29 protein-coding genes are annotated in these 25,844 nt (G+C 73.7%); 18 read left to right on the forward strand and 11 right to left on the reverse strand.

The features are described from left to right. Window positions 1–21: 21 nt before the first annotated feature. Complete coding sequence (gene sigJ / locus C5N14_RS01025; RefSeq protein WP_117664892.1) at window positions 22–987, reverse strand: RNA polymerase sigma factor SigJ; 966 nt, start codon at window positions 985–987, stop codon at window positions 22–24. 220 nt (window positions 988–1,207) lie between these two features. Here sigJ and C5N14_RS01030 point away from each other — a divergent pair, with 220 nt between their 5' ends. From C5N14_RS01030 to C5N14_RS01040, 3 genes are all read left to right on the forward strand, one after another. Beyond that, a complete protein-coding gene (locus C5N14_RS01030; protein WP_117664893.1) occupies window positions 1,208–2,164 on the forward strand; it encodes a PPK2 family polyphosphate kinase in 957 nt (318 codons plus the stop codon). Between the two features lie 154 nt (window positions 2,165–2,318). Beyond that, window positions 2,319–2,945 carry a DUF47 domain-containing protein gene (locus C5N14_RS01035; RefSeq protein WP_117664894.1) on the forward strand — a complete coding sequence of 209 codons (627 nt, stop codon included), beginning with the start codon at window positions 2,319–2,321 and terminating at the stop codon, window positions 2,943–2,945. 4 nt (window positions 2,946–2,949) lie between these two features. Then, window positions 2,950–3,957 carry an inorganic phosphate transporter gene (locus tag C5N14_RS01040; RefSeq protein WP_117664895.1) on the forward strand — a complete coding sequence of 336 codons (1,008 nt, stop codon included), beginning with the start codon at window positions 2,950–2,952 and terminating at the stop codon, window positions 3,955–3,957. A gap of 45 nt (window positions 3,958–4,002) precedes the next feature. Here C5N14_RS01040 and C5N14_RS01045 read toward each other — a convergent pair whose 3' ends face one another. Further along, window positions 4,003–4,971: a Gfo/Idh/MocA family protein gene (locus C5N14_RS01045; protein ID WP_117664896.1), complete on the reverse strand. Its 969-nt coding sequence runs from the start codon at window positions 4,969–4,971 to the stop codon at window positions 4,003–4,005. Between the two features lie 79 nt (window positions 4,972–5,050). Here C5N14_RS01045 and C5N14_RS01050 point away from each other — a divergent pair, with 79 nt between their 5' ends. Then, the gene (locus C5N14_RS01050; RefSeq protein WP_117664897.1) at window positions 5,051–5,884 is read left to right on the forward strand and encodes an NUDIX domain-containing protein; all 834 of its coding nucleotides are present in this window, start codon (window positions 5,051–5,053) and stop codon (window positions 5,882–5,884) included. Window positions 5,885–6,009: 125 nt separating this feature from the next. Here C5N14_RS01050 and pstB read toward each other — a convergent pair whose 3' ends face one another. The 7 genes from pstB to C5N14_RS01085 form a co-directional block, all read right to left on the reverse strand. After that, window positions 6,010–6,786: a phosphate ABC transporter ATP-binding protein PstB gene (gene pstB / locus C5N14_RS01055; protein ID WP_117664898.1), complete on the reverse strand. Its 777-nt coding sequence runs from the start codon at window positions 6,784–6,786 to the stop codon at window positions 6,010–6,012. Between the two features lie 20 nt (window positions 6,787–6,806). Beyond that, a complete protein-coding gene (gene pstA / locus C5N14_RS01060) occupies window positions 6,807–7,895 on the reverse strand; it encodes a phosphate ABC transporter permease PstA (RefSeq protein WP_117664899.1) in 1,089 nt (362 codons plus the stop codon). Further along, the gene (pstC, locus tag C5N14_RS01065; protein ID WP_117664900.1) at window positions 7,892–8,986 is read right to left on the reverse strand and encodes a phosphate ABC transporter permease subunit PstC; all 1,095 of its coding nucleotides are present in this window, start codon (window positions 8,984–8,986) and stop codon (window positions 7,892–7,894) included. The genes pstA and pstC overlap by 4 nt, the downstream gene beginning before the upstream one ends. Window positions 8,987–9,033: 47 nt before the next feature. Next, complete coding sequence (gene pstS / locus C5N14_RS01070; RefSeq protein ID WP_117664901.1) at window positions 9,034–10,140, reverse strand: phosphate ABC transporter substrate-binding protein PstS; 1,107 nt, start codon at window positions 10,138–10,140, stop codon at window positions 9,034–9,036. A 293-nt stretch (window positions 10,141–10,433) separates the two neighbouring features. After that, window positions 10,434–11,360 (reverse strand): mycothiol synthase, encoded by a 927-nt coding sequence (mshD, locus tag C5N14_RS01075; RefSeq protein WP_117664902.1) that lies wholly within the window; start codon window positions 11,358–11,360, stop codon window positions 10,434–10,436. Window positions 11,361–11,503: 143 nt separating this feature from the next. Then, complete coding sequence (locus tag C5N14_RS01080; RefSeq protein WP_117664903.1) at window positions 11,504–12,391, reverse strand: polysaccharide deacetylase family protein; 888 nt, start codon at window positions 12,389–12,391, stop codon at window positions 11,504–11,506. Between the two features lie 200 nt (window positions 12,392–12,591). Next, window positions 12,592–13,305 carry a response regulator transcription factor gene (locus C5N14_RS01085; RefSeq protein ID WP_117664904.1) on the reverse strand — a complete coding sequence of 238 codons (714 nt, stop codon included), beginning with the start codon at window positions 13,303–13,305 and terminating at the stop codon, window positions 12,592–12,594. A gap of 253 nt (window positions 13,306–13,558) precedes the next feature. Between C5N14_RS01085 and C5N14_RS01090 the strand changes: the two genes are divergently transcribed. The 6 genes from C5N14_RS01090 (at window position 13,559) to C5N14_RS01110 (ending at window position 18,365) form a co-directional block, all read left to right on the forward strand. Further along, window positions 13,559–14,614, forward strand: coding sequence for a hypothetical protein (locus tag C5N14_RS01090; RefSeq protein WP_117664905.1), 1,056 nt, complete (start codon window positions 13,559–13,561; stop codon window positions 14,612–14,614). A 163-nt stretch (window positions 14,615–14,777) separates the two neighbouring features. After that, window positions 14,778–15,566 (forward strand): DUF2993 domain-containing protein, encoded by a 789-nt coding sequence (locus C5N14_RS01095; RefSeq protein WP_117664906.1) that lies wholly within the window; start codon window positions 14,778–14,780, stop codon window positions 15,564–15,566. 105 nt (window positions 15,567–15,671) lie between these two features. Further along, the gene (locus C5N14_RS34050) at window positions 15,672–15,749 is read left to right on the forward strand and encodes an Ms5788A family Cys-rich leader peptide (protein ID WP_311202345.1); all 78 of its coding nucleotides are present in this window, start codon (window positions 15,672–15,674) and stop codon (window positions 15,747–15,749) included. 209 nt (window positions 15,750–15,958) lie between these two features. Then, window positions 15,959–16,807 carry a sulfurtransferase gene (locus C5N14_RS01100; protein WP_117664907.1) on the forward strand — a complete coding sequence of 283 codons (849 nt, stop codon included), beginning with the start codon at window positions 15,959–15,961 and terminating at the stop codon, window positions 16,805–16,807. Between the two features lie 3 nt (window positions 16,808–16,810). Next, the gene (locus C5N14_RS01105) at window positions 16,811–17,131 is read left to right on the forward strand and encodes a DUF1416 domain-containing protein (protein ID WP_117664908.1); all 321 of its coding nucleotides are present in this window, start codon (window positions 16,811–16,813) and stop codon (window positions 17,129–17,131) included. Between the two features lie 358 nt (window positions 17,132–17,489). After that, window positions 17,490–18,365, forward strand: a complete 876-nt coding sequence (locus C5N14_RS01110) for a hypothetical protein (RefSeq protein ID WP_117664909.1) — start codon at window positions 17,490–17,492, stop codon at window positions 18,363–18,365. 48 nt (window positions 18,366–18,413) lie between these two features. On the opposite strand, the gene C5N14_RS01115 is transcribed toward C5N14_RS01110, so the two are convergent. Then, on the reverse strand, window positions 18,414–18,776 hold the full coding sequence (locus tag C5N14_RS01115; protein WP_117664910.1) for a DsrE family protein: 363 nt from the start codon (window positions 18,774–18,776) through the stop codon (window positions 18,414–18,416). Between the two features lie 23 nt (window positions 18,777–18,799). On the opposite strand from C5N14_RS01115, the gene mtfM reads away from it, so the two are divergent. From mtfM to C5N14_RS01140, 6 genes are all read left to right on the forward strand, one after another. After that, the gene (gene mtfM, locus C5N14_RS33915; RefSeq protein WP_036376929.1) at window positions 18,800–18,904 is read left to right on the forward strand and encodes a small membrane protein MtfM; all 105 of its coding nucleotides are present in this window, start codon (window positions 18,800–18,802) and stop codon (window positions 18,902–18,904) included. Between the two features lie 55 nt (window positions 18,905–18,959). Next, window positions 18,960–19,553, forward strand: coding sequence for an FABP family protein (locus C5N14_RS01120; RefSeq protein ID WP_117664911.1), 594 nt, complete (start codon window positions 18,960–18,962; stop codon window positions 19,551–19,553). Between the two features lie 182 nt (window positions 19,554–19,735). Beyond that, window positions 19,736–20,164 carry a Fur family transcriptional regulator gene (locus tag C5N14_RS01125; protein WP_117664912.1) on the forward strand — a complete coding sequence of 143 codons (429 nt, stop codon included), beginning with the start codon at window positions 19,736–19,738 and terminating at the stop codon, window positions 20,162–20,164. After that, window positions 20,161–21,273: a folate-binding protein YgfZ gene (locus C5N14_RS01130; RefSeq protein WP_117664913.1), complete on the forward strand. Its 1,113-nt coding sequence runs from the start codon at window positions 20,161–20,163 to the stop codon at window positions 21,271–21,273. Before C5N14_RS01125 ends, C5N14_RS01130 begins: the two co-directional genes overlap by 4 nt. Before the next feature lie 56 nt (window positions 21,274–21,329). After that, window positions 21,330–22,160, forward strand: a complete 831-nt coding sequence (locus C5N14_RS01135; protein ID WP_117664914.1) for a 3-keto-5-aminohexanoate cleavage protein — start codon at window positions 21,330–21,332, stop codon at window positions 22,158–22,160. A gap of 172 nt (window positions 22,161–22,332) precedes the next feature. Next, window positions 22,333–23,292, forward strand: coding sequence for an asparaginase (locus C5N14_RS01140; RefSeq protein WP_117664915.1), 960 nt, complete (start codon window positions 22,333–22,335; stop codon window positions 23,290–23,292). An 86-nt stretch (window positions 23,293–23,378) separates the two neighbouring features. Here the strand turns inward: C5N14_RS01140 and C5N14_RS01145 are convergent, their stop codons facing one another. Further along, the gene (locus C5N14_RS01145) at window positions 23,379–24,176 is read right to left on the reverse strand and encodes an alpha/beta fold hydrolase (RefSeq protein ID WP_207892574.1); all 798 of its coding nucleotides are present in this window, start codon (window positions 24,174–24,176) and stop codon (window positions 23,379–23,381) included. A 111-nt stretch (window positions 24,177–24,287) separates the two neighbouring features. Here C5N14_RS01145 and C5N14_RS01150 point away from each other — a divergent pair, with 111 nt between their 5' ends. Next, window positions 24,288–24,995, forward strand: a complete 708-nt coding sequence (locus C5N14_RS01150) for a helix-turn-helix domain-containing protein (RefSeq protein WP_117664917.1) — start codon at window positions 24,288–24,290, stop codon at window positions 24,993–24,995. Next, window positions 24,992–25,798: a hypothetical protein gene (locus tag C5N14_RS01155; RefSeq protein ID WP_117664918.1), complete on the forward strand. Its 807-nt coding sequence runs from the start codon at window positions 24,992–24,994 to the stop codon at window positions 25,796–25,798. The genes C5N14_RS01150 and C5N14_RS01155 overlap by 4 nt, the downstream gene beginning before the upstream one ends. The last annotated feature ends 46 nt before the right edge of the window (window positions 25,799–25,844 follow it).

The raw sequence follows: 25,844 nt of genomic DNA on the forward strand, positions 1-25,844 counted from the left end.
TCCCGCGCCGCCGGCGGCGGGTCACCAGCGCGGCGGCCATTCGGCCCCGGCCCCGAGGTCGGGCAGCCGGGTGAGCTTGTCCGGGTTGAGCTGGTTGAAGATGCCGGTGATCCGCCCGTCGTGCACGGCGAACGCGGTGACCAGGCGCTGCCGCCGGCCGTCGGGGTGCGCGATCTCGAACTGCAACCCGAGCGACCCGTCCACCAGCACCGGCCGGGCCCGCACCCGCCCGCCGTAGCGGCCGGCCTGGCCGAACAGGCCCAGGGTGAACCGGCCCACCGCGTCGGCGCCGGTGACCGGCCGGCGGGCGGCCGGGAAGTGCCCGCCGCCGTCGCCGATCAGCACCACGTCGGGGGCGAGTACCCGGACCAGTTCGGCCAGCTCGCCCGACTGGGTCGCCGCGACGAACGCGGCGACCACCCGCCGCTGCTCGGCCAGGTCGGCGGTGTGCCGGGGAGCATCCGGGGCGGTGATCGCCCGGCGGGCCCGGGAGGCGAGCTGCCGGGCGGCCACCACCGTGACGCCGAGCATCCCGGCGATCTCGTCGAACGGCACCGCGAACACGTCGTGCAGCACCAGGGCGACCCGCTGCTCGGGGCTGAGCCGTTCCAGCACCACCAGCAGGGCGGTGCCGAGCCGGTCGGCGCGGACCGCCCGCTCGGCGGGGTCGGGGGCGAACCCGTCCGGGGCCGGCCCGGGGTGGTACGGGCCGACGAGCGGCTCGGGCAGCCACTGCCCCGGGTACGACTCCCGGCGTACCCGGGCCGAGCGGAGCACGTCGAGGCAGATCCGCCCGCAGGTGGTGGCCAGCCAGGCGGCGAGGTTGCGGACCTTCGCCCGTTCGGCCGGGTCGCCGAGCGCCCCGGCACAGCGCAGCCAGGTCTCCTGGACCGCGTCCTCGGCCTCGCTCCGGCTACCCAGCATCCGGTAAGCCGCGGCGGTCAGCCGCCCCCGCTCCGCCTCGAACTCGTCAACCAACTCCCCCACCCCACCCACCCCCTCCGTCCCCCCATCCTCCCCTCCCCACCCACCCACCCCCACCCACCCCACCCTCGATCATGGACTTGTGGTGCCCCGCAAAGTTCGCGTGAAGGGGCACGTCGGGCACCACCGCTCCATGATCGGCGGAGGGAGGGGCGGGGAGGGGGCGGGGGAGGGGGCGGGGAGTTGGCGAGCGGGTTGGGGCGACGTGGGTGATGATCCGGTGATGGAACTGTTCGGTGGGACGGAGGTCGTGGCGCCGGAGGGCGGCACGATGAGGGGGCTGCTGCGGGTGGGGGACGGCTTCGCGGACCTGGGGACCGTCGATCCCCGGTCGACGCCGGGGCTGCCCGGCGCGGCGGGCCACGGCGGTGACCGCAAGGCGTGGGCGCGGCGGCAGGTGGGACTGCTCGGCGTGGGGCTGGGGCGGCAGCAGGAGATGCTGTACGCCGCCGCGACGGGCGCGGCCGGCCCGGACGCGCCCACCAGCGCCCCGACGACCGCTGACACGGGCCTGGAACGGGGTCGCCCCGGGCGGGTGCTGCTGGTGCTCCAGGCCATGGACTGCGGCGGCAAGGACGGCACGATCAAGCGGGTGGCCGGCGCGATGAATCCGCTCGGGCTGCACATCCGCTCGTTCGGCCCGCCGACCGCACAGGAGCGGCGGCACGGCTTCCTGTGGCGGATCCGGCGCGCGCTGCCGCCGCCCGGGTACGTCGGGATCTTCAACCGCTCGCACTACGAGGACGTGCTGATCGCCCGGGTGGAGTCGCTGGTGCCGGAGGCCACCTGGCGGGCCCGGTACGACGAGATCAACGCCTTCGAGCGGGAGTTGACCGACGCCGGGGTGGGGCTGGTCAAGGTGCTGCTGCACATCTCGTACGCCGAGCAGGGGCAGCGGCTGCTGGAGCGGCTGACCGACCCGGCCAAGCACTGGAAGTACCGCCCGAGCGACCTGGACTCCCGGGCTCGCTGGGACGACTACCAGGCCGCGTACGCCGAGGCCCTGGCCCGGTGCGACACGGACGCCGCGCCCTGGTACGTGGTGCCGGCCGACCGTAAGTGGTACCGGGACTGGGCGGTGGCCCACCTGCTCCGGGAGACGTTCGACGACTTGGATCTGGGGTACCCGGCGGCGGACTTCGACGTGGCGGCGGAGCGCAGGCGGTTGTGCGGCGATTGACCGGATCAAGGTGAACAGCAGGTGAACGACCAATGAATGGCGGCTGGCCGGGGGTGGGCCGGCGAATTGGCGGTTCTGCCGTTTCCTAGCATTCCCACTGCAGGCACCCCCGGGGCGTCCGCCACCCTTCCACCGACACGACGAGGTCCAGGCTGTGAAGTTTTCCTTCCGCCCCACCGAGGGCGCCTTCTACGAGCTCTTCACCAGGGCCGCGCAGAACCTGGTGCGGGGTACCGAGCTGCTGAACGAGCTGGCGCTGCCCGGCGTGGACGTCCAGTCGGTCAGCGAGCGGCTCACCGAGGTCGAGCACGACAGCGACCAGATCACCCACGACCTGTACAAGAAGATCAACTCTACCTTCATCACCCCGTTCGATCGCGAGGACATCTACCGGCTGGGTTCGCTGCTCGACGACGTGATGGACCACCTGGAGGCGGTGGGCAACCTCCTCTACCTGTACGGCCTGACCAAGCTGCCGGCGCTGCCCCGCGAGCTGCACGAGCTGGTCAACGTGCTGGACCAGCAGGCCAAGCTGACCGCCGAGGCGATGCCCCGGCTGAAGTCGATGAAGGACCTTGAGGACTACTGGATCGAGTGCAACCGGCTTGAGAACGACGGCGACCAGATGTACCGGATGCTGCTGGTCCGCCTCTTCTCCGGCGAGTACGACGCCCTGACCGTGCTCAAGATGAAGGAGGTCGCCGACGAGTTGGAGGCCGCCTGCGACGCCTTCGAGCACGTGGCCAACACCGTCGAGACCATCGCGGTCAAGGAGTCCTGATCCTGTGAGTCCCGAACTCATCGCCGTGCTGGCGGTGATCGCGGTGGCCCTGGCGTTCGACTACACCAACGGCTTCCACGACGCCGCCAACGCGATCGCCACCAGCGTCTCGACCCGCGCCCTGACCCCCCGGGTCGCGCTCGCCCTCGCTGCGGTCGGCAACTTCGTCGGCGCCCACTTCGGCGCCGGCGTCGCCAAGACCGTGGGTGACGGCCTGGTCACCCTGCCCACCGGGGTCGCCAGCCTGGGAGTGGTCTTCGCCGGGGTGCTCGGCGCGATCGCCTGGAACCTGATCACCTGGTACTTCGGCCTGCCGTCGTCGTCCTCGCACGCGCTGTTCGGCGGCCTGGTCGGGGCGACCCTGCTGGCCGCCGACGGCGTGGTGCAGTGGGCCACGATCGGCGAGAAGGTCCTCCTGCCGATGGTGCTCTCGCCTATCGTCGGCCTGACCCTGGGCTACCTGTTGATGCTGGCGATCCTGTGGATCTTCCGCAACGGGCAGCCGGGCAAGCTCAACCGGGGCTTCCGCTGGGCGCAGACCGCGTCCGCGGCGGCCATGTCGGTCGGCCACGGCATGCAGGACGCCGCGAAGACCATGGGCATCGTGGTCCTCGCCCTCTACACCGGTGGCTTCCAGAGCGACAAGACCCACATCCCGGGCTGGGTGTTCTGGACCTCGGCGGCCATGCTGGCGGCCGGCACGTACGCCGGTGGCTGGCGGATCATCCGGACCCTGGGTCGCAAGATCATCGACCTGGGCCCGCCGGAGGGCTTCGCCGCCGAGACGGTGGCCAGCGCGGTGCTCTACTTCAACGCCCTGGTGCTCAAGGCCCCGATCTCCACCACCCACACGATCACCTCGGCGATCATGGGCGTGGGCGCCACCAAGCGGCTCTCCGCCGTGCGCTGGAACGTCGCCGGCAACATCGTGCTTGCCTGGATCATCACGTTCCCGGCCGCGGCGCTGATCGCCTGCATCACGTACCTGCTGGTCCGCCCGCTCTTCGGCTGACGGGCGTCCGGAGGGGCCCCTGCTTCGGCGGGGGCCCCTCCCTCCTCACTTGTAGTGCACGCCGATCTGCTCCCGGACGGCGTCCAGCAGGGCCATCACCTCAAGGGTGGTGGCGTGCGGGACCAGCGGGCTCTCGGTCAGCCCCTCGGCGAGGCAGCGCTGCACCTCGGCGGCCTCGTACTGGTAGCCGCCGCCGGTCAGGTCGGCGGGAATCGTCTCCGGGTCGGCCCCGGCCCGGTGCAGGGTCGCCGACGGCGGCCGGAAGAACGGGTCGGGCAGGTCGATCCGGCCGGTGGTGCCGGTGATCGAGGCGACCAGGGGGGTGACCCCGATCATGCCGCAGCTCAGCGTCGCCACCGCCCCGGAGTCGTAGCCGAGGACAATGCCGGTGTTCTCGTCCACCCCCTCCGGGCCGAGCTTCGCCCACGCTCGGACGTGCTGCGGGACGCCGAGCAGCAGGTGGGCCAGGCTGACCGGGTAGACGCCCAGGTCGAGCAGGGCGCCGCCGCCGAGCGCCCGGGCCCGCATCCGGCTCTCCGGGGCGAACGGCCCGGCCGCCCCGAAGTCCGCCCGCACGCTGGTGACCTGCCCGATCGCCCCGTCGGCGATCAGCTCCACCACCCGCAGGATCAGCGGGTTCGTCCGCATCCACATGGCCTCCATCAGGAAGACCCCACGGGCGCGGGCCGCCTCGACAAGCTCGGTGCTGTCCGCCAGGTCGAGGGTGAACGGCTTCTCCACCAGCACCGCCCGACCGGCGGCCAGGCAGGTCATGGTGGCCTCGTGGTGCGCCGCGTGCGGGGTGGCCACGTAGATCGCGTCCACCTCGTCGTCGGCGGCCAGCTCCGCCCAGGAGCCGTACGCCCGCTCCGCGCCGTGCTTGTCGGCGAACCGCCGGGCGCCCTCCGGCGTCCGCGAGCCGACCGCCACCAACTCGGCCCCCGGCACCAGCCGGAGGTCCTCGGCGAAGCGGCCGGCGATGTGGCCGGTGGCCAGAATCCCCCAACGTGTCATGCGTTCACGCTAGTCGGGGGCGGTCCGGCCCCACGGCCGCCGGAGGGGCCCAGCCACCCGGCGGGACTAGGCTCGGCGCATGACGATCGACAGCGACGGCTTCGCCGCCCCGCCGGCCCTGGTCGAGCACGCCCGCCGGTTCCGTGCCGAGGGCGGCCCGCCGGCGCGGCCCCGGGTCGCGGCCACCGTGCTGCTGCTCCGTCCGGCCGGCGCCGACTTCGAGGTGTACGTCATCCGCCGCGTCGCCGCGATGACCTTCGGCGGCGTGTACGCCTTCCCCGGCGGCGGGGTGGACCCGTCGGACTCCCAGGCCCACCTCGACTGGGCCGGTCCCGAGCCGGCGGCCTGGGCCGGGCGGCTGGGCGTCGCGCCGGACGCCGCCCAGGCCGTGGTGTGCGCCGCCGCCCGGGAGGTCTTCGAGGAGTCCGGGGTGCTGCTGGCCGGCCCCGACGCCGCAACCGTGGTGGGCGACGTCAGCGGCGACGACTGGGAGGCCACGCGGCAGGACCTGGCGGCCCGCCGCCGGGGCTTCGCCGGCCTGCTCGCCGAGCGGGCGCTCACCCTCCGGTCGGACCTGCTGCTGCCGTGGAGCCGGTGGATCACCCCGGAGTTCGAGCCGCGCCGCTTCGACACGTACTTCTTCGTCGCCCTGCTGCCGGCGGGGCAGCGGACCCGGGACGTCTCCGGGGAGGCCGACCACACGATGTGGGTCCGCCCGGAGGACGCCCTGGGCCGGGCGGAGGCCGGCGAGCTGACCATGCTCCCGCCGACCCTGGTCACCCTGGCCCAGGTGGCCGCCGCCGGTGACCTCGCCGGGGTGGCCCGCGCGTCCGCCACCCGCGACGCCGCCACCCCGATCACCCCCCGCCTCGACCTCCCGGAGACCGGCGAACCCCGCTTCGTCCTCCACTAACCCCACCCCGCCCCCCACGCTGCGCCGATCTTGCACTTGCCGCCCGGACAAGGCGGGCACAGCTCCCGAATCGGGGACCGTAACTGCAAGATTGGCGGGTGGGCGGGAGGGCGCGGAGCGGTGGTTCAGCCGAAGCGGCCGGTGATGTAGTCCTCGGTCTTCTTCTGGCTCGGGTTGCTGAAGATCTTCTGGGTGTTGTCGTACTCGATCAGGCGGCCCGGGTCGCCGGTCTTCTCGATCGAGAAGAAGGCCGTACGGTCCGAGACCCGGGCCGCCTGCTGCATGTTGTGCGTGACGATGATGATGGTGAACTTGTCCTTGAGCTGGAACATCAGGTCCTCGATCGCCAGCGTGGAGATCGGGTCCAGCGCGGAGCAGGGCTCGTCCATCAGCACCACCTGCGGTTCGACCGCGATCGTCCGGGCGATGCAGAGCCGCTGCTGCTGACCGCCGGACAGGCCCGCGCCCGGCTTGCCGAGGCGGTCCTTCACCTCGTCCCACAGGTTCGCCGAGCGCAGCGCCCGTTCGGCCGCCTCGTCCAGGATGGACTTCTTGCGTAGCCCGTTGAGCCGCAGCCCGGCCACCACGTTCTCGAAGATGCTCATGGTCGGGAACGGGTTCGGCCGCTGGAAGACCATGCCGATCATCCGGCGCACGGCGGTGACGTCGACGTCGCGGTCGTAGATGTTCTGCCCGTCGATGGTCAGGTCGCCCTCGACCCGGGCGCCCGGCAGCACCTCGTGCATCCGGTTGATCGACCGCAGGAAGGTCGACTTGCCGCAGCCGGACGGCCCGATCAGGGCGGTCACCGTCTTCGGCTCGACGGTCAGGTTGATGTCCTCGATCGCCTTGAAGGCGCCGTAGTAGGCGGTGACGTTCGAGGCGTCGATGCGCTTGGCCATGGTGGTGGTACCTCCGGGGTTCATCGGCCGAGCCGGTTCCGGCGAGCCAGCAGCTTCGCCGCGACCGTCAGGATCAGCACGAGGGCGACCAGGGTCAGCGCCGCCGTCCAGGCCCGTGCCGGGGCGTACTTCGACGCGTCGCCGGCCTGCTGGTAGACGAAGAGGGCCAGCGACGACTGGTTGTTCTCGAACGGGTTGAAGTTGATCGCCGCGCCGCCGCCGGCGACGAGCAGCACCGGCGCGGTCTCGCCGGCCGCCCGCGCGACGGCGAGCATGACGCCGGTGACGATGCCGGGCAGCGCGGTCGGCAGCACGACCCGCAGGATGGTCTTCCACTTCGGCACGCCGAGGGCGTACGCCCCCTCGCGCAGCGGCGCGGGGACGAGGCGCAGCATCTCCTCGGTGGAGCGGACCACGGTGGGCAGCATCAGCACGCTCAGCGCGAGCGCGGCGGCGAAGCCGGAGAATCCCGGCCGCCCGTCGTTGAACACCGGCGAGACGACCAGCACCCAGAACGCCAGCACGAACAGGCCGGAGACGATGGACGGGATGCCGGTCATCACGTCGACGAAGAACCGGATCGCGAAGGCGAACCGGCCGCGGCCGTACTCGACCACGTAGATGGCGCAGAGGATGCCGAGCGGGACGGTGATCAGCGCGGCGATGCCGACCTGCTCCAGCGTCCCGACGATCGCGTGGTATGCCCCGCCGTTCGGGTCCCGGGCCCCGATGTTGTTCATCGAGGTGTTGAAGAAGTCGCCGTCGAGCCGCTCGACGCCCTTGCTGACCAGCGTCCAGACCACCGAGGCCAGGGGCAGGACGGCCAGCACGAACGCGGAGTGGATCAGCGCGCTCCAGGTGCGGTTGCGGGCCGAGCGGCGGCCCTCGACGGCGTTGCTGGCCGCGAAGAGGCCGGCCAGGTAGAGCAGCGCGGCGACCACCACGACGAGGACCGGGCCACCGATGCCGGTGCCGTACACGACGGCGGCGGCGACCAGGAGGGCCGCCAGGGCGATCGCGGGCGGGGCGTACCGGGGGAGGCGTCTGGCCCGGAGCGTGGCCGGCTGGGCCGGCGGCCGGGTGCGGTGGTTGGCGATGGTGGTGGTCATGCGGCCGACTCCGTGAACTCCCGGCGGCGGTAGATGATCGCCCGCGCGGTGATGTTGACGATCAACGTGATGGTGAACAGCACCAGGCCGGAGGCGATCAGCGCGCCCCGCCCGGTGTCGTTCGCCTCGCCGAACGCGTTGGCGATGTTGGCGGCGATGGTGTTGCCGCCGTTCTCGATCAGGTTGAACGAGATGCCGAAGGTGATGCCGAGCGTCATCGCCAGCGCGATGGTCTCGCCGAGCGCCCGGCCCAGGCCGAGCATGACCGCGGCGATGATGCCGGGGCGGCCGTACGGCAGTACCGCGGTGCGGATCATCTCCCACCGGGTCGCGCCGAGCGCGAGCGCCGCCTCCTCGTTGGCGGTCGGGGTCTGGAGGAACACCTCGCGGGAGAGCGAGGTGATGATCGGCAGCACCATGATCGCCAGGACCAGCGAGCCGAGCATGATCGACTTACCGAACGGGCCGTCGCCGCCGAAGATCGGGATCCAGCCGAAGTACTGGTTCAGCCAGGCGGAGAAGTCCCGGACCGGGTTGACGAAGATGTCCCGCCCCCAGAGCCCGAAGACCACGCTCGGAACGGCGGCGAGCAGGTCGATCAGGAAGCCGAGGGCGGTGCCGAGCCGGCGGGGCGCGTAGTGGGACAGGTAGAGGGCGATGCCCAGCGCCACCGGCACCGCGATGAGCAGGGCCAGCGCGGAGCTGAGCACCGTGCCGAAGGCGAGCGTGCCGATGCCGAACTTCGGTGCGGTGTCGTTGGGCGACCAGCCCTCGTACGTCCAGAAGTTCTCGGTGTTGGCGCCCAGGGCCGGTACCGCCTTGGCGATCAGGAAGACCGCGATGGCGGCGATGATCACCAGGACGGCGGTGCCGGCGGCCAGGGTCAGGCCGCGGAAGGCGCGCTCCGCGCCGAAGGCCCGCGCCCGGGGCAGGCCACCGCCGCCGCCGAGGCCGTCCCCGCCCGGGGTACGGGTGCTGACTGGTGACTCGGCCACACGCGCCGAGGCACCGGCGGGCCGCTGCTGGCCTGATGAGGCCACGCGGATCCCGCCGGTGCCGGCGTCGGCCGAGCGGTGAGGGGTTTCACCCATCTGCTCGCTCGCTTCGAGTTGAGGGAGGTGGTGGTGTCGGGGTCGGATCAGGAGAGGTTCTTGACCGCGGCCTCGACCTTGGTCCGGACCGATTCCGGCAGCGGGGCGTAGCCCAGCTCGGTCAGCTCGGCCTGGCCCTGGCTGCTGGCCGCGTGGCCCAGCAGGCCCTTGACCAGCGGCAGCTTGTCGGCGGCGAGGCCCTTGCCACACACGATCTCGTAGGTCACCAGGACGATCGGGTACGCCCCGGCCTCCTTGGTGTTGTAGTCGACTGACATCTTCAGGTCGTCGCCCTGGCCCTCGATCTTGGCCCCGGCGATGGTCTTGCCCGCGTTCTCGGCGGTCAGCTCGGCGAACTCGCCCGCGCCGTTACCGATCTTGGCCATCTTCAGGCCGGCGTTCTCGGCGAACGACCACTCCATGTAGCCGATCGAGCCGTCGGCGCCCTTGACCGAGCTGGCCACGCCGTCCGAGCCCTTGGCGCCGGTGCCGCCCGGGGCCTTCCACGCCTTGGCGTTCTCGAAGGTCCAGTCGGTGCCCGCGGTCTTGGCCAGGAACTTGGTGAAGTTGTCGGTGGTGCCGGACTCGTCCGAGCGGTGCACCGTCTGGATGGTGGTCGACGGCAGCTTCGCGTCCGGGTTGTCGGCCTTGATGGCCGGGTCGTCCCACTTGGTCACCTTGCCGGCGAAGATCTTCGCCAGGGTGGCCGGCTTGAGCTGGAGGCTGTCCACGCCGCTGACGTTGTAGGCGACGGCCACCGGGCCGATCACCATCGGCAGGTGGATGGCCGTGGCCCCGGAGCACTTGGCGTCGGCCTGCGGCTGCTCCTCCGGCTTGAGGGCCGAGTCGGAGCCGGCGAAGTCGGCGGTGCCGGCGATGAACGCCTGGATGCCGGCGCCCGAGCCGGACGGCTCGTAGTTGATCGTGCTGCCGGCGCACTTCTGCTGGTACGCCTTGATCCACTCGGCCATGGCGTTCTTCTGGGCCGAGGAGCCCTGTGCGTTCAGGGTGCCGGTGGCGCAGTCGGCCGCGGCGGCCGAGCCGGAGGCGGAGGCGCCGCTGGCGGGCTCGTTGTTGTCCGAGCCGCATGCACTGAGACCGAGCACCGCAGTAAGAGCGAGGCAGGCGATAGTGCCGTGCCGCTGGAGCTTCACCTGAGGGGTTTCCCTTCACGTTCGGACGGGCCGCTCCGGATGGGGGCCCGGGGAGGGCCGGCGTGACCGGCTGACCTGAAAGCTAGGAGTGCCAGGTAGCCGGATCGCCCGTCGGAAGTGAACGAGGAGTGAACAGGTGCGGCCGGAAAAGTGGCCGTGGGCTGAGGACGGGTTGTCCAATTAGTGAACGCGCGGCCGAGTATCGCTATTAATACGATATTTCATGACAGCCGTTATCGCGTCGAGGCCTTCGCGTGACGTCGCCGTGACGCGGGTGACGCGGGTTCGGCGGCTCAGTCGAGGTGGTAGTTGACGTGGGCGCACCAGCGGGCGAAGCCCGTCCGCTCGTACAGCGCGACCGCCGCGGTGTTCGACTCGTCGACGTAGAGCATGACCCGGTCCAGCCCCCGCCGGTCCCGCAGGTACGCCAGTCCCGCCGTGGTCAGCGCCCGGCCCAGGCCGCCGCCGTGCGCCGCCGGGTCGACCCCGAGCACGTAGACCTCGCCGATCCGGGCCGACCCGGGCCGCTCGTGCACCTTGGTCCAGTGGAAGCCGAGCAGCCGCCCCGTGGCGGACTCGACGGCGAGCAGGAAGCCGGCCGGGTCGAACCACGGCTCGGCGAGGCGTACCCGCAGGTCGGCCGCCGTCCATCGGCCCTGCTCGGGGTGGCTGGCGAAGGACCGGGCGTTGAGCGCGAGCCAGGCGTCGTCGTCCGCCCCGGGGACGAACGCGCGCAGGACCACCCCGTCGGGCAGGCGCGGCTCGGCCGACAGGTCGGCCAGCGGGCGACGTAGCTGCCAGAGCACCCGGGCCCGGGTGAGGCCGAGGTCGACGGCCAGGGCGGCGGCGGACGGGTGGTCGCCGTGCGCCCAGGCCCGCACCGGCCCGTCGGCCGCGTCGAGCACTGCCCGGGCCAGCGCCCGGCCGGTGCCCCGCCGCCGACGGGTGGGGTGGACGGCCAACTCCACGCCGACGCCGGCCGCCGGGTCGGTGGTGTCCAGGTGGGCGTACCCGGTCAGCGTCCCGTCCGCCGCGCGGGCGGCAAGGTGGACGGCCGGGGCCTTCGGGTCGCGTAGCCGCAGCAGCGTGTGCTCGTCGAACGGGTCGGCCCCGTCGGCGTCCCCGGCCGCCCGGGCCAGGGCCAGCACGTCGGCCGCCTCGGCCGGCGTCAGCGCCTCGTTGCGGGTCACCCGGTCGGTCGTCGGCTCGGCGCTGCTCATCCCGTAACCGTAACGGGTGCCCGTCCGGGCCGCCGGGAGCGCCGACGGCGGCGACCACCGCCGTGCCACCGGGAGCGGCAGCCGGGGCCGGGCTGCCGGCTCTGGGCCGGTCCCGGCGCCCGGCCCGCCGCCGGGGAGGGCGCTCAGGTGGTGCCGGTGCGCAGGGCCTCCAGCCGGAACCGGCCGGTCAGGTCCGGCAGGATGTCGTGCAGCGCGTCCACGGTGCCCTGCCGGTCGCCGCCCGCGTCGTGCAGCAGCACGACCGCGCCCGGCTGCACGCCGGCCAGGACGGCGGAGGCGATCTTCGCGGCCCCCGGCGCCCTCCAGTCCGACGGGTCGACGGTCCAGTGCATCGGGGTCATGCCGAGCTCCTCGGCCGCCGACACCACCGGGTACGTCCACGCGCCGCCGGGCTGCCGGAAGTAGCCGATCGGGGCGTCGGGCACGGCGTCCCGGATCGCCGCGTTGGTGCGCAGCAGGTCGGCTCGGATCACGCTCGGCGACCGCTTGCCGAGCAGCACGTCGTGCTGCCAGGAGTGGTTGCAGAGGGTGTGCCCGTCGGCCACGATCGCCTGGATCAGGTCGGGGTGGTTCTGGGCGTTCTCACCGACCACGCAGAACGTGGCCTTGACGCCGTACGCCCGCAGCAGCGCCAGGACCTGCGGGGTGTACTGCGGGTCGGGCCCGTCGTCGAAGGTGAGCGCCACCTCTGCCGAGCCCGTGTCGACCCGGGCGCCGAACAGGCCGTCGTCCGCTGTCTTCGACGGCTTCCTGGTGGCGCCGTCCTGGCTGCCCTCGGTGGGCCGGGCGGTGGGGACGGCGGGGCTGGGGGTCGGCGCCCGGTCCCGCCCGGGGCTGGCCTCCGGCGGCTGGTCGGTGGAGTGCGGGTCGTCCGCGTTCGCCGACACGCCGGTGGAGCGCGGGTGCGGCCCGGGCACCATGCTCTGCCCGAGCGCGTACGCGGAGCCGAGCAGCGCGGCCACCACGACCGCGGCGAGCCCGACGAAGCGTCCGCCCGTTTTGGGGCCCATCAGCCGACACCGCCGCTCGGGTGGCGGGACCGGCCCCGCTTCGCCCCCGTGGTCATCGCACGCACCGTCGCCCCTTTCGCCGTCAACCCGGCAATAAGAATAAGGCTAACGAGTCGCGCAAAACGGGCAAATTGGAAACAGTTCGACCGGCGGGGTTCACCTGCCCGGACCGTCGAGGGGCCGGCCCGGTGGATCGTGGCTCAGACCGGGATCGGGGCGTGCTCGGACTCGGGCAGCGACCGCGACGGCGGCACGACGAACTTGTAGCCGACCTGGCGGACCGTGCCGATCATCGACTCGTACTCCGAGCCGAGCTTGGCCCGCAGTCGCCGCACGTGCACGTCCACCGTCCGGGTGCCGCCGAAGTAGTCGTAGCCCCAGACCTCGCGCAGCAACTGGTCCCGGGTGAACACCCGGCCCGGGTGCTGGGCCAGGAACTTCAGCAGCTCGAACTCCTTGTACGTCAGGTCGAGCGGCCGTCCCTTGAGCTTGGCGGCGTAGGTGTCCGGGTCGATGGTCAGCTCGCCGGCCCGGATCGAGCCGCCGGCCCCGGCGGTGGCGTTGCGCAGTCGGCCGACCGCCAGCCGCAGCCGGGCCTCGACCTCGGCCGGACCGGCGCTGGCCAGGATGACGTCGTCGACGCCCCAGTCGGCGTTCAGCGCGATCAGTCCGGCCTCGGTGACCACCGCGACCAGCGGCACGCCGAGCCCGGTGGCGTGCAGCATCCGGCAGGTGGCCCGGGACTCGCTCAGCTCCGACCGGGCGTCCACCAGCACGGCGTCCGGGCTGGGCCCGGCCACCAGGGTGCGGACGTCGCGCGGCGCGGTACGCACCGAGTGCGGCAGCAGGTCGAGCGCCGGCAGCACCACCGACGGTTCGCCCGCGCGTGCGGTCACCAGCAGCAGGATCTCCACACGATCACCTCCGTCCCGGCGGCCCTCGGCCGCGCGCGACCAGCGGCACTCCCGACTGGGGGGTGGCGCTGAGAACTTGCGTGGGTCCCGGCGTCGCTGACGGGCGGGTATCGGCTTGAGCGTAACCGAACACCCCGCCTGCGCTTCCGGGCCGTTTCCGTTTTGTCTGCCTTGCCCGCGATCGCGCCGCAGGTTTTAACGTTGCCGAAACCGTGGCCACCGCGGCGACACCCGGGTCTGGCACGATCGGGACGTGTATCCCCCGACCTCCTCCGAGGCCGGCCGGGACCCGTGGGTCGACGACGACGTCCCACCAGGGCCGGCCGGTCGTGCGCACCCACCGGCCCCGCGCACCGGCCCGGACGTCGACGACGACGGTCCCCCGGCCCGGCGGGGGCACCCCCGCCGGCTGCGCCGCAGCGGCGACCCGGGCCGGCGGCCCGACGACGAGGCCCTCGACGACGTCGACGAGGAGGAGTTCGAGCCGGTCGAGGTACGCCGGCCGCTCTCGCTCACCGTCGCCGGGTTCGCCGCGCTGCTCGGCGTCGGCCTGGTGCTCGGCGCGCAGACCGCCGGGCCCGGCCACCGGCTGCCGTTCGCGTTCATCATCTTCGGCGTGCAGCTGATCTTCGTCCTGGCCTGGACGATGGCCATGCGCCCGCCCGCGCTGCTGCTGGTCGGCCTGGTCAGCGCGGTGGTGGCCGCCGCCGCCGACACCGCCGCCGTGCAGTCCGACATCGCCGGCCTCGCCCCACTCGGGTACCTGGCCGCCGGCGGCTTCCTGCTCGGCGTGCTCGGGCAGCTCGTCCGCCGGGTCGACCGGGTCCGGGTCACCGACTCGCTCGGCACCACCCTGCTGATCGTGGTCGGCGTGGTTGCCTTCGCCACGCTCATCGTGCTCAGCCGGATTCCGGCCGGCACCCAGGCGATCACCGTCTGCCTCACCGCCACCGGCGTCGCGCTGACCGTCGCCCGGCTCACCGACGCGGTGCTGCCCTGGCCCCGGCTCGCGCCGCAGGTGCCCCGGGGCGCGGCGGGCGTGGTGGCCGGCGCGATGGCCGGCACCCTGGCCAGCGCCGTCCTGGGCAGCTACCTGGTCAGCTTCACTCCGACCAGCGGTGCGGTGATCGGGCTGGTCACCGCCGCCACCGCCGTGCTGGCCGATCTCGCCGTCGGGTACGCCGAGGCGGGCCGGCTGATGGCCGGCGAGCCGCCGACGATGTGGGTCGCCCGGCACATGCAGGGCCCGCTCGGCGGCTTCGCCCTGGCCGCCCCGGCGGCGTACGCGATGTGCGTGCTGTTCCTGTGAGCGACCGGCCGGCGGGCCCGCCCACCCGGCGGCCCGCCCGCCGGCCGGACCCGGCCGGCGGTTGAGGGCTTCCCCGTCCGGGTACTGTGCGGTGCGCCGCAGGGCAGCAGCACCGGAGCGTCGGCGTCCCTCCGGGGGCCGGCCAGGACAGAAGGAGGCGGGCGTGACGGAGGCCTACCCGGCGCACGAGGAGCGCCCCCGGCGACGTGGGCGCAAGGTGCTCATCACGCTCCTGGTCCTGCTGGTGCTCCTGGCCGGGCTGCTGGTGGCCGCCGACCGGATCGCCGCCGGGGTCGCCGAGCGGGCCATCGCCGACCAGGTCCGCCAGGAGGTCGCCAAGCAGGAGGCGCAGTCCTCGGCGCCCGAGGTGGAGGTGGGCGGCTTCCCCTTCCTCACCCAGGTGCTCGACGGCAGGTACGAGCGGATCTCCATCAAGCTGCGCGACGTGCGGGGCTCGGTGCGGGGCGACGCCGTCAGCCTGCCGGCGCTGGACGTCGACGCCCGCAACGTGCGGGCCTCCCTGGACACCCTGCGCACCCAGCGGGGCGACGTGGTCGCCGAGACCGTCGACGGCACCGGCACCATCACCTACGACAGCCTGGCCAAGCTCCTCGACCGGCCCGGACTGACCCTCGGCGAGCGGGACGGCAAGCTCGCCGTCACCGCGCCGGTCGACATCCTCGGGCAGAAGCTCACCGTCACCGGCACCGCCGAGGTGACGGTCGGCAAGGAGGGGCAGGTGTCGCTGGGCTTCAACGACCTCGACGCCGAGGGGCTGCCGAACATCCCGCTGGCCCGGACCCTGCTCAACAACTACGCCAAGGGCCTCTCGATCGACGTTCCCCTGCCCGAACTGCCGTTCCAGCTCGTCGTGCGCGAGGTCAGGCCGTTGCCCGAGGGGCTCGCGGTGACCGCCGCCGCGAAGGACGTCCCGATCAACTCGGCCGGCTGAGCCGCCTGGGTCCGGACCGGACCGGCCTCGACCAGCCGGGATGGCCGTCCCGGATGCTGGTCGGGCCGGTGGCGCTCCCCGGGACGGCTGGTAGGCTCCCTGCTCATGGGGACGCTCCTCACCAAACGGCGCGCGGTCGACCTGTGCCGCGTGGCCACCTGCCTGTGTCGCCCCGTCATCTGACGGCGGGGCTGTCCTCGGCCGCCTGACGGCGGCAACCGGCCACAGGGTCTGCGTACCCTCCGGTGTTTCCCCCTCTTCGCCCGGCAGCGGCGCCGTCGCACGAACCCGTGATCCCGTCCTTCCCTTTGGGTCTCGCGCGTGGTGCGATAGTCACATACTTCGATCCCCTCGCGCAGGCTCACCATCCATCCTCACCAGGGAGTGATCTGATGAGTCGCGACACCGCGCTCGTCTCGGCCGAATGGGCCGAGAAGAACATCGACGCCCCGGGCGTCGTCTTCGTCGAGGTCGACGAGGACACCTCGGCCTACGACACCGGCCACATCGCCGGCGCGATCAAGCTGGACTGGAGGACCGACCTCCAGGACCAGGTCCGCCGGGACTTCGTCAACAAGAACCAGTTCGAGGCGCTGCTCTCCGAGCGCGGCGTCGGCAACGACGACGTCGTCGTGCTGTACGGCGGCAACAACAACTGGTTCGCCGCGTACGCGTACTGGTACTTCAAGCTCTACGGCCACCGCGACGTCAAGCTGCTCGACGGCGGTCGCAAGAAGTGGGAGCTGGACGCCCGCCCGCTGGTCACCGGCGCGGTGACCCGGCCGAGGACCGAGTACGTCGCGCAGGAGCCGGACAACACGATCCGCGCCTTCCGCGACGAGGTCGTCGACGCGATCGGCACCAAGAACCTGGTCGACGTGCGCAGCCCCGACGAGTTCGCCGGCCGGCTGCTCGCCCCCGCCCACCTGCCGCAGGAGCAGGCGCAGCGCGCCGGCCACATTCCCACCGCGATCAGCGTGCCGTGGTCCAAGGCGGCCAACGAGGACGGCACCTTCAAGTCCGACGACGAGCTGCGCAGGATCTACGCCGCCGCCGGGCTGGACGACGGCAAGGAGACCATCGCGTACTGCCGGATCGGCGAGCGCTCCTCGCACAGCTGGTTCGTGCTCCAGGAGCTGCTCGGCCACCCCAACGTGAAGAACTACGACGGTTCCTGGACCGAGTACGGCTCGCTGGTCGGCGTGCCGGTCGCGCTCGGCGACGAGCCCGGGGAGGCCTGAGTCATGACCGCTCCCACCGCTGCCGGGTGCGCCGCACCCGACCAGGCCGCCCCGTTGCCGGCCAGCCTGGACCTGGAGAAGGAGACCGTCATCACCGGCGTCGTCCGGTCCGAGGCCGGCGAGGTCGTCCCGGGCGCGTACGTCCGGCTGCTCGACTCCACCGGTGAGTTCACCGCCGAGGTGGTCACCTCGCCGGCCGGCCAGTTCCGCTTCTTCGCCGCGCCCGGCAACTGGACGCTGCGGGCGCTCTCCCGGCACGGCAACGGCGACACCAGCGTCGCCGCCGCGCGCGGGATCAACGAGGTAGCTGTCACGGTCGCCTGAGGTGCGCGGAAGGCTTCCTTCCTGACACCGGACCGTTGCGCGTCGGCTCGGGCCGGTCGCCCCCACGGGGGTGACCGGCCCGAGCCGTACCCGGTCCGGGCGAGCTCATGAGATGCGGTCGCGGGGTGGCCCACCCGCCGGATGCGGTGACGCCCTGCCCGGGTGTCGCCCGCAAGCTCGCGCTTGGTCCAGCAGACCGTGGCCTCCCTCGCTGCGCCGTGGTGGCAGGCTGCCTCCGCGCCGTCGCAGCCGAGGGAATGGGCGTCTCAGGTGCTGGCCGTTGGGTCGATCGCCCCCTCGCCGCCCGGCGAGCCGGCGTGCCGACGGGGGCGGAGACCCCGCGTGACACGATAAGCGGGTGAGTGGTGCTGTCCAGGCGGGATACGCCCCGCAGACCGGTCCCGACGAGCCGACGCCCACCCGAGGGCGGTCCCGGTGGCTCCTCGTGGTGACCGTGGCCTGGGCGGTGCTGCTCGGCGCGCTCACCTGGGTGTCGGTCCGCGACGACGGGCCGACCGTCCGAGAGCAGCGCACCCTGGCCCAGGCCGGTCCGGTGGTCGACCGGGCGGTGGGTGAGCTGGTCGCGGCGGCCGGCGACCGGGTCGTCGCGCTCGCGCCGGACCGGATCGAGACGGGCTGCCGGGTGACCCCGCTGCTGGACGGCGCGACGCTGGAGCGCGCCGTGGAGGTCGCCGACCCCGGCGCGGACCCGCGCGCGGTGCTCACCCAGATCGCCGACCGGCTTCCGGCGGGCTGGCGGGCCGGCGTCCGGGTGACCGGCGACGGACCCCGGCTGAGGGCCGACGCGGGGGAGTTCGTGCTCGTGGCGGGGCGGCCGGCCGGCGACGGGCTGGTCCGGCTGACCGTCCGCACCGGGTGCCGCCCGGTCGGTGCCGGGTATCGTCCGCCCGCCGCCCAGGGCGGCCCGGAGGCCGAGGCCCTCGCCGCCGCGCTGCGGGCGCTCGGCGGCCCGACTGTCCCGCCGCAGCGGCCGGCCGCTGCCCCCGAGCCGCAACTGCTGGCCGCGCCCTGCCCCGGCGGCGGCGATCGTCAGGCGCGCACCGCCCGCGCCACCCTCGATCCCGCCCCGGAGGCCCCGTCCCGTGCGCTCGCCGCGCTCGCCCGCGACGCCGTCCTGGTCGACACCCCCGAGGCGTACGCCTACCGCCAGGACGCGGTCACGGTCGCCCTGCTCGGCGACGAACTCACCGCCTCCACCTCCTGCGCCCCCTGACCCGCCCGCGCGCGTCGGCCCTGCCGGGCGGGCCGGTCGGGAGGTCTGTCAGTAGACCAGCGCCTGTGCCCCCTCGGTCATGGCCTCCTCGACGAAGACCGCCGCCCCGGCGATGCGCACCCCCGGCAGCACGTCGCCCGGGCCGATGTCCCGGCGGGCCGCGCACTGGGTGCAGGCCGTCACCTGGCCGGTGCTCATGATCACGTGCAGCAGCTCGGCCAGCGGCGCGGAGTGCGGTAGCTGGAACTCCTGCGCCCGGCCGGGCAGCGCGAACCAGGTCGACTCCCCGGTGAGCCAGAGCGAGACGTCCACCCCGGCAGCCGCCGCAGTGGCGGCGACGGTGAAGGCCTGTGCGCACCGCTCCGGCGCGTCCGCGCCGGCGGTGACCTTGACGACGAGAGTACGGGCCATGGCGCCAGCATAGGATGGCCCGGATGGTTACCGAGATCGGGTTCGTCAGCCTGCTGGTCGCCGGCCTCGGCGCGCTCGCCGGCGGCCTGGTCTACCTTGCCGTACGCATGTCGAGAGGACGTTGGTGAGCGCGAGGAGTGAGCCGGGTCTGCGAGCCCCGCAGTCGCGAACGGAGGCAGTTCGGTGAGCGACGAGAATCCCCTACAGCCGCCGTGGTTGAACGCGCCCCCGGTCGACCCGTACCCGTACGAGGAGAGCCACGACCTGCGGGTGGGCCCGAAGCTGCACCCCGCACTGGACGGACTGCTGCCCTACGTGGGGGTGTGGCGGGGCCGGGGCCGGGGTGGCTACCCGACCATCGAGGACTTCGACTACGCCCAGGAGATCCGGATCAGCCACGACGGCCGGCCGTTCCTGTTCTACGAGTCGCGGGCCTGGGTCCTCGACGAGGAGAGCCGGCCGGTGCGCCCCGGCGGCCGGGAGGTGGGCTGGTGGCGTCCGGTGCTCGACGGCGACGGCCGGGCCACCGACGAGCTGGAGGCCCTGATGTCCGTGCCGACCGGCGTGATGGAGCTGCACATCGGCAAGCGCAAGGGCACCCAGCTCGAGTTCGTCACCGACGCCGTGGTCCGCACCTCCACCGCCAAGGAGGTCACCGCCGGGCACCGGCTCTTCGGCATTGTCGAGGGCGCCCTGCTGTACGCCCAGGACATGGCCGCCGTCGGCCACCCCCTGACCCCCCACCTCTCCGCCCGCCTCCTCCGCACAGCCGGCTAACCCACCCCACCCCACCCCACCCGCCCCCTCCCGGGCACACCGGGTTGATCAAGAGGTTCGTGTCACGTTGGAGCGTTCCCGGGGACGCGAACCTCTTGATCAACGGGAACGGGTGGGTGGCTGGGGGACGGGGGTGGGGCGTGGTCCGGGGGTGGGGCGCGGGGGCGAACTATGATCGGAGGGTGTCCGAATCCTCCCTCGCGGAAGTGCTCCGCGCCCGTGGGCTGCGGCTGACGGCGCAGCGGCAGCTGATCCTCCAGGCGGTGCTGGACCTCGGGCACGCCACACCGGAGCAGGTGCACGGTGCCGTCCGCGAGGTCGCCGCCGGAGTCAACATCACCACCATCTACCGGACGCTGGAACTGCTGGAACGTCTCGGCCTGGTGACCCACACCCACCTTTCGCACGGCTCGCCCACCTACCACGCGGCCGGGGAACACCAGCACGTCCACCTGGTCTGCCGGGAGTGCGGCGCGATCGACGAGATCGACCGGGAGCTGCTCCGGCCGCTCGCCGACCGGCTGGTCGGCGAGCGGGGGTTCCGGGTGGACATCGGGCACGTGGCGCTCTTCGGCGTCTGCGGTCGTTGCGAGGACGGGGAGCGGAAATGATCGACATCGCGGGCGCGATCGCGGCCGAGGCCATCGACGAGCAGACGCGGGACCAGCCGGAGCCGGCGCACCGGGCGGCCGGGGTGCGCGGGGTCGCCGCCCACTACGGGGACCCGATGCGGGAGCAGCGCGTCCTCGACACCGCCGTGGGCCTGGTCGACCGGTCGCACCGGGGGATCGTCGCCGTGCCCGGTGAGGAGCGGATCGGCTGGCTGCACACCCTCACCACCCAGCACCTGGCGACGCTGACCGCCGGCGAGGGCACGGAGTTGCTGGTGCTCTCCCCGCACGGCCACGTCGAGCAGCACGCCATGGTCGCCGAGGACGGCGAGACCACCTGGCTGGACACCGAGCCGGGAGCCACCGAGGGGCTGCTCACCTACCTGGAGAAGATGCGGTTCTTCAGCCGGGTCGAACCGCGCGACGCCACCGGAGAGCACGCCCTGCTCTCCCTGGTCGGCCCGGAGGCGACCGGCGCGCTCGGCACGCTGGGCGTGACCGGGCTGGCCGGGCCCGACACCGTCGGGGTGCCGGGCCCGAAGTTCCGCTCCGGCGAGCTGCCGCCCCGGCCGACCGTCCGGTACGCCGTCGCGTCGCTGCCGATCGGCGGGTGGGCCCGCCGGGGCCCGCTCGGCGTGGACCTGCTGGTGCCCCGGCCGGCCATGGACCAGGTGGTCGCCGAGCTGCGCGGGGCCGGGGTGCCGGTGGTCGGGCTGTGGGCGTACGAGGCGATCCGGGTGGCCGCCCGGCGGGCCCGGGTCGGGGTGGACACCGACCACCGGACCATTCCGGCCGAGGTGGACCTGATCGCACCGGCCGTGCACCTGGACAAGGGCTGCTACCGGGGCCAGGAGACCGTCGCCCGGGTGCACAACCTGGGCCGGCCGCCGCGTCGCCTCGTACTGCTGCACCTGGACGGGGTGACCACCGACCAGCCGCCGGCCGCCGGTACCCCGGTGACCCTGGACGGCCGGGCGGTCGGTTTCGTCGGCACCGCCGTGCACCACCACGAGCTGGGCCAGGTCGCCCTGGCGGTGGTCAAGCGCAACGTCGCAGACGACGCCCGCCTCCTGGTCGGCGGGACCGCCGCCGCGATCGACCCGGCCTGAATCGGCGTTCAGTTCGACGCTCGACCCGGCCGGGTGGGCCGTCTAGGATCGCCGGCATGACGACAGGGACGTTGATCACGGTTGCCCCCACCGGCGCGGAGTCGGCGAAGGCGGAGGTCCCGGCGCTGCCGGTGACCCTCGACGAGCTGCTGCTGACCGCCAAGGAGTGCGAGGCGCTCGGGGCCGCCGTGATCCACGTCCACATCCGTGACGGCGACGCGCGGCCCACCCTCGACCAGGGGCGGCTGCGGGAGACGGTGGCCGCGCTGCGGGAGAACACCGACCTGGTCGTGCAGCTCTCCTCCGGCGGGGCGGTGACCGACCCCGAGGCCGACCGGCTGGCCGTGCTGGACGCCGGGCCGGACATGGCCTCCTGCACCATGGGCACGCTCAACTTCGGCGACGACGTCTTCCTCAACCGCTGGGAGTTCATCGTCGACCTGCACACCCGGATGCAGGAGCGCGGCATCGTGCCGGAGTACGAGATCTTCGACCTCGGTCACCTGACCGCCCTTCAGCGCCTGCTCGGCAGGTACGGCCTGCCGCACGGCGGGCACGTGCACGTCGACTTCGTGATGGGGGTGCCGGGCGGCATGCCGGGCACCACGTCGGCGCTGGTCGCCGCCCACCAGGCGCTGCGCGACCTGCCGGCGGGAACCACGTTCTCGGCCACCGGCATCGGCCGCAGCAGCATCCCGGTGATGCTGGCCTCGCTGTCGGCCGGCGGGCACCTGCGGGTCGGGATGGAGGACACCGTCACGTACGCCAAGGGGCAGCCGGTCGAGTCGAACATGCAGCTCGTCGCGCGGGCGGTCGGCTTCGCCCAGCTCGCCCAGCGCCCGCCGCTGACCACGGCGGCGGCCCGCGAGCTGCTCGGCCTGGCCTGACCACGTCCTCCGCGACCTGTTCGGCCCGCGCCGGCCGTGGCGAGGCGGGGTGCGGCCGGCGCCGGCTCCCGCCGGTAAGTCCCGCTTCGGCCCGCGCCCCTGTCGTCGGCCGGGCAGCCGGCCTGCTCACCCGCGTTCCGGCCGCCGCCGGCCCGTCGGTACCGTCCACGTCGTGAGAACGACGTACGAGGGCGGCGTGCCGCTCGCCGAGGTGGTCCGCTCGGGCTTCGTGGAGGGGCTGCACCACGGCTCGGTGGCGGTGCTCGACGCGGCCGGCGCGCCGGTGGCCGGTGCCGGGGACGTCACCTCCCCGATCTTCCCCCGCTCGGCGAGCAAGCCGATGCAGGCGATCGGGATGCTCCGCGCCGGGCTGGCGCTGAGCGACCCGGCCGACGTGGCGCTGGTGTCGGCCAGTCACGCGGGGGAGGACTTCCACGTGGCCCGGGTGGGCGCGCTGCTGGCCGCCGCCGGGCTGGACGAGTCCGCCCTCGGCTGCCCGCCCGACCTGCCGCTCGGCGAGCTGGCCCGGGAGGCCGTGCTGCGGGCCGGCGACGGGCCCACCCGGGCCCGGATGAACTGCTCCGGCAAGCACACCGGCATGGTGCTCACCTGCCTGGCCGCCGGCTGGTCCCGGGAGGGCTACTGGCGGCCGGAACACCCGTTGCAGCAGCGGCTGCGGGCGGCCGTCGAGGAGTTCACCGGTGAGCGGGTGGCGGCCGTCGGGGTGGACGGCTGCGGGGCCCCGGTGCTCGCCGTCTCGCTGACCGGGCTGGCCCGGGCGTTCCTGCGGCTGGTAACCGGCGAGCCCGGCTCGGCGGAGCGGACGGTCGCGGACGCCATGCGGGCGTACCCGGAGGTCGTGGGCGGCACCTGGGCCGAGGACAGCCGGCTGATGCGCGGCCTGCCCGGCACGCTCGCCAAGATCGGAGCGGAGGGGGTGATCGCCGCCGCGCTGCCGGGCGTCGGCGCGGTCGCCGTGAAGATCGACGACGGGGCGACGCGGGCCCGGATGCCGGTCCTGGTCTCCGCGCTGCGCCGGCTGGGCGCCCGGGCGCCGGTCCTCGACGAGTACGCCGAGCTGCCGCTGCTCGGCGGCGGCCTCCCGGTCGGAGCGGTCCGCCCGCTCTGGTGACCGGGCGGGAAGAGGACCCTCGCCGGCGTCGGCGCGGGACCCCTTCCTCACCCGAATAGGTCCAGCTCACTCCAGGAGGTCGAGGCTCACCTCAGGAATTCGAGCAGGGCGGGGTTGACGGCGTCCGGGCGCTCCAGTGGGAGCAGGTGGCCGGCGTCCGGGACGTCCGGCAGCCGGACCGCGCCGGGCACCTCGGCGGCGATCCGGTCGGCGAGCCGGCGGATGTCCGGCACGTCGGCCGCTCCGGCGGCCACCAGCACCGGTACGCGCAGCTCGCCGAGCCGCTCGATCGCGGGCGGGTCGAGTTCGGCCACGTCCACGGCGCTCAGCGCCAGCTCGGCGGCGAGCGCCCGGCGGTCCATCTCTTCCGCGAACCGGACCAGTGCCGGGTCGACGTCCTCCGGACGGCGGCCCGGGCCGACCACCCAGAACCGCACCTCACCGGCCGCGCCGGCCGCGAAGTCCTCGGGGTCGGTCTCGCCGACGAGGCCGTCCCAGAGGTCGTTGGCCTCCTCGGACCACTCGTTGCCGCCGATCGCCGTGCCGAGTAGGGCGAGCGCGCGGACCCGTCCCGGGTGCGCCAGGGCGGTGTCGGTCGCCACCGCTCCGCCGAACGAACAGCCCACCAGCGCGGCCTGGGGCAGGTCCAGCGCGTCCAGCAGCCCGACGACGTCGTCGTGGTGGGCGAACGGGTCGGGGGGAAGTTCGGAGTCGCCGTAGCCGCGCAGGTCCACGGTGATCACCCGGTGCCGGGTGGCCAGGGCGGGCACCTGTTCCCGCCACATCCGCCGGTCGGCGATTCCGGCGTGCAGCAGCACGACGGGGGCTCCGCTGCCGGTGTCGTCGTATGCGAGGTTCGCGCCGTTGATCTCGATCTTCGTCACGACGGGAAAAGGTACGGACCGGACAGGCGGCACGCAACCGGTTCTGAGACCTCGCTAACTCTGGTTAGCATTTTGCTTGCAGGAGCTAGCGGAGCCGGTTAGCGTGGGGCCATGGCCAGCCCCAAGGACCTACCCGACGTCGGCGGGTTCATCCGTGACCTGCGCCGCAACGCCAAGATCTCGTTGCGGCAGCTCGCCGAGCAGGCGGGCGTGAGCAACCCGTACCTCAGCCAGATCGAGCGGGGCCTGCGCAGGCCCAGCGCGGAGGTGCTCCAGCAGCTCGCCAGCGCGTTGCGGGTCTCCACCCCCGCGATGTACCTGCGGGCCGGCCTGCTCGACGACAGGGAGGGGCAGGGTGTGCTCGCCGCCATCGCGGTCGATCCCGACCTGACCATGGCGCAGAAGCAGTCCCTCACCCAGATCTACGAGACGTTCCGCCGGGAGAACGCCCGGCTCGCCGAGGCGACGGCCGCCGCAGCGTCGGCCGCCGCCGCCGAGCCCACGGCCCCCGCCTCCGGCGCTGCCGGCGCCCCGGGCGGCGAACCCACCGGATCCCCGGCGGGGATGACGGCGTCGGCACCGGCCGGCGCGCCGCAGGCCCCCGCCACGGTGACCCCGGCCGCGACCGGGCCCACCACGCCGGGCGGCACTCCGACCGAGGCGGTCCTGGAGTCGGTCGCCGTCACCGAGGCGGGCCCGGCGCCCGCCCCGCCCAGCAGCAGCCCCACGAGGAAGGCCGCCCAGCAGGCGGCCGAGAAGACCGCCGCAGCGGTCGACGAGGACAGGACCGCCGCCGCGGTCGAGGAGGAGAAGTCATGACCCAGCCGAAGACCAACCGCATCCCGGCCCCGCTCTACGCCGCCGCCGGCGCCGGCGACCTGGCGCTCGAACAACTGCGCAAGCTGCCGGCCGTCGTCACCGAACTGGGCGGCAAGGTCGTCGCCGACCTCGGCGGCAAGGCCGTCGTGACCGGCTTCGAGCTGCGCCAGAAGGCCACCGAGACGCTGCGCAGCGCCAACCAGACCGCCGCCGACCTGCGGGACAAGGGCGTCCAGGCCGAGCTGAACCGGCTGCGTGAGGCCGCCGACGTCAACCGGCTGCGCGAGGCCGCCGACCTGAACCGGCTGCGTGAGGCCGCCGATCTCGACCGGATCCGCGAGCTGGCCACCCGCAACGCCGCCGTCGTCGTCGCCGGTGCGCAGGCCGCCCAGGTGCGGGCCCTGGCCGCGTACGCCGAACTGGTCGCCCGGGGCGAGCGGGTGGTCGGCGCCGGGGTGCTGGAGGCCGCCGACACGGTCGACGCCGACATCGAGGCGACCGAGGCGGAGCTGACCGCGACCCCGGCGGCCACCCCGACGCCCGCCCCGGCGGGCACCGAGGCCCCGGCGGAGGCGCGGACCGAGGCCCCGACCCCGGCGGAGGCGCGGACCGAGGTCCCGACCCCGGCCGACGTGGCCGAGGTCGTGCAGGCCAAGTCGGCCGCCGCGAAGACCCCGCGGACCCGGGCCACCAGGGCGACCGCGGCCAAGGCGACCGGCAAGACGGCCCAGCAGACCAGCACCGACACCCCGTCGGCCAAGCTGCCGAAGGCCACCCGGCGCCCCCGCCCGGCCGCCGAGTAGCCCACCCCGCCCACACCGTGCGGCACGACCCCGGATGCGTCCTGAC

Origin of the sequence: Micromonospora sp. MW-13 (assembly GCF_003434305.1) — a bacterium.
Classification (GTDB): Bacteria; Actinomycetota; Actinomycetes; order Mycobacteriales; family Micromonosporaceae; genus Micromonospora.

Coding starts and splice junctions, on each gene's coding strand:
- C5N14_RS01030 (WP_117664893.1), top strand. CDS start 1,208: ATGGAACTGTTCGGTGGGACGGAGGTCGTGGCGCCGGAGGGCGGCACG.
- C5N14_RS01045 (WP_117664896.1), bottom strand. CDS start 4,971: ATGACACGTTGGGGGATTCTGGCCACCGGCCACATCGCCGGCCGCTTC.
- C5N14_RS01050 (WP_117664897.1), top strand. CDS start 5,051: ATGACGATCGACAGCGACGGCTTCGCCGCCCCGCCGGCCCTGGTCGAG.
- pstB (WP_117664898.1), bottom strand. CDS start 6,786: ATGGCCAAGCGCATCGACGCCTCGAACGTCACCGCCTACTACGGCGCC.
- pstA (WP_117664899.1), bottom strand. CDS start 7,895: ATGACCACCACCATCGCCAACCACCGCACCCGGCCGCCGGCCCAGCCG.
- pstC (WP_117664900.1), bottom strand. CDS start 8,986: ATGGGTGAAACCCCTCACCGCTCGGCCGACGCCGGCACCGGCGGGATC.
- mshD (WP_117664902.1), bottom strand. CDS start 11,360: ATGAGCAGCGCCGAGCCGACGACCGACCGGGTGACCCGCAACGAGGCG.
- C5N14_RS01080 (WP_117664903.1), bottom strand. CDS start 12,391: ATGGGCCCCAAAACGGGCGGACGCTTCGTCGGGCTCGCCGCGGTCGTG.
- C5N14_RS34050 (WP_311202345.1), top strand. CDS start 15,672: ATGGGGACGCTCCTCACCAAACGGCGCGCGGTCGACCTGTGCCGCGTG.
- C5N14_RS01100 (WP_117664907.1), top strand. CDS start 15,959: ATGAGTCGCGACACCGCGCTCGTCTCGGCCGAATGGGCCGAGAAGAAC.
- C5N14_RS01105 (WP_117664908.1), top strand. CDS start 16,811: ATGACCGCTCCCACCGCTGCCGGGTGCGCCGCACCCGACCAGGCCGCC.
- C5N14_RS01115 (WP_117664910.1), bottom strand. CDS start 18,776: ATGGCCCGTACTCTCGTCGTCAAGGTCACCGCCGGCGCGGACGCGCCG.
- mtfM (WP_036376929.1), top strand. CDS start 18,800: ATGGTTACCGAGATCGGGTTCGTCAGCCTGCTGGTCGCCGGCCTCGGC.
- C5N14_RS01130 (WP_117664913.1), top strand. CDS start 20,161: ATGATCGACATCGCGGGCGCGATCGCGGCCGAGGCCATCGACGAGCAG.
- C5N14_RS01135 (WP_117664914.1), top strand. CDS start 21,330: ATGACGACAGGGACGTTGATCACGGTTGCCCCCACCGGCGCGGAGTCG.
- C5N14_RS01150 (WP_117664917.1), top strand. CDS start 24,288: ATGGCCAGCCCCAAGGACCTACCCGACGTCGGCGGGTTCATCCGTGAC.
- C5N14_RS01155 (WP_117664918.1), top strand. CDS start 24,992: ATGACCCAGCCGAAGACCAACCGCATCCCGGCCCCGCTCTACGCCGCC.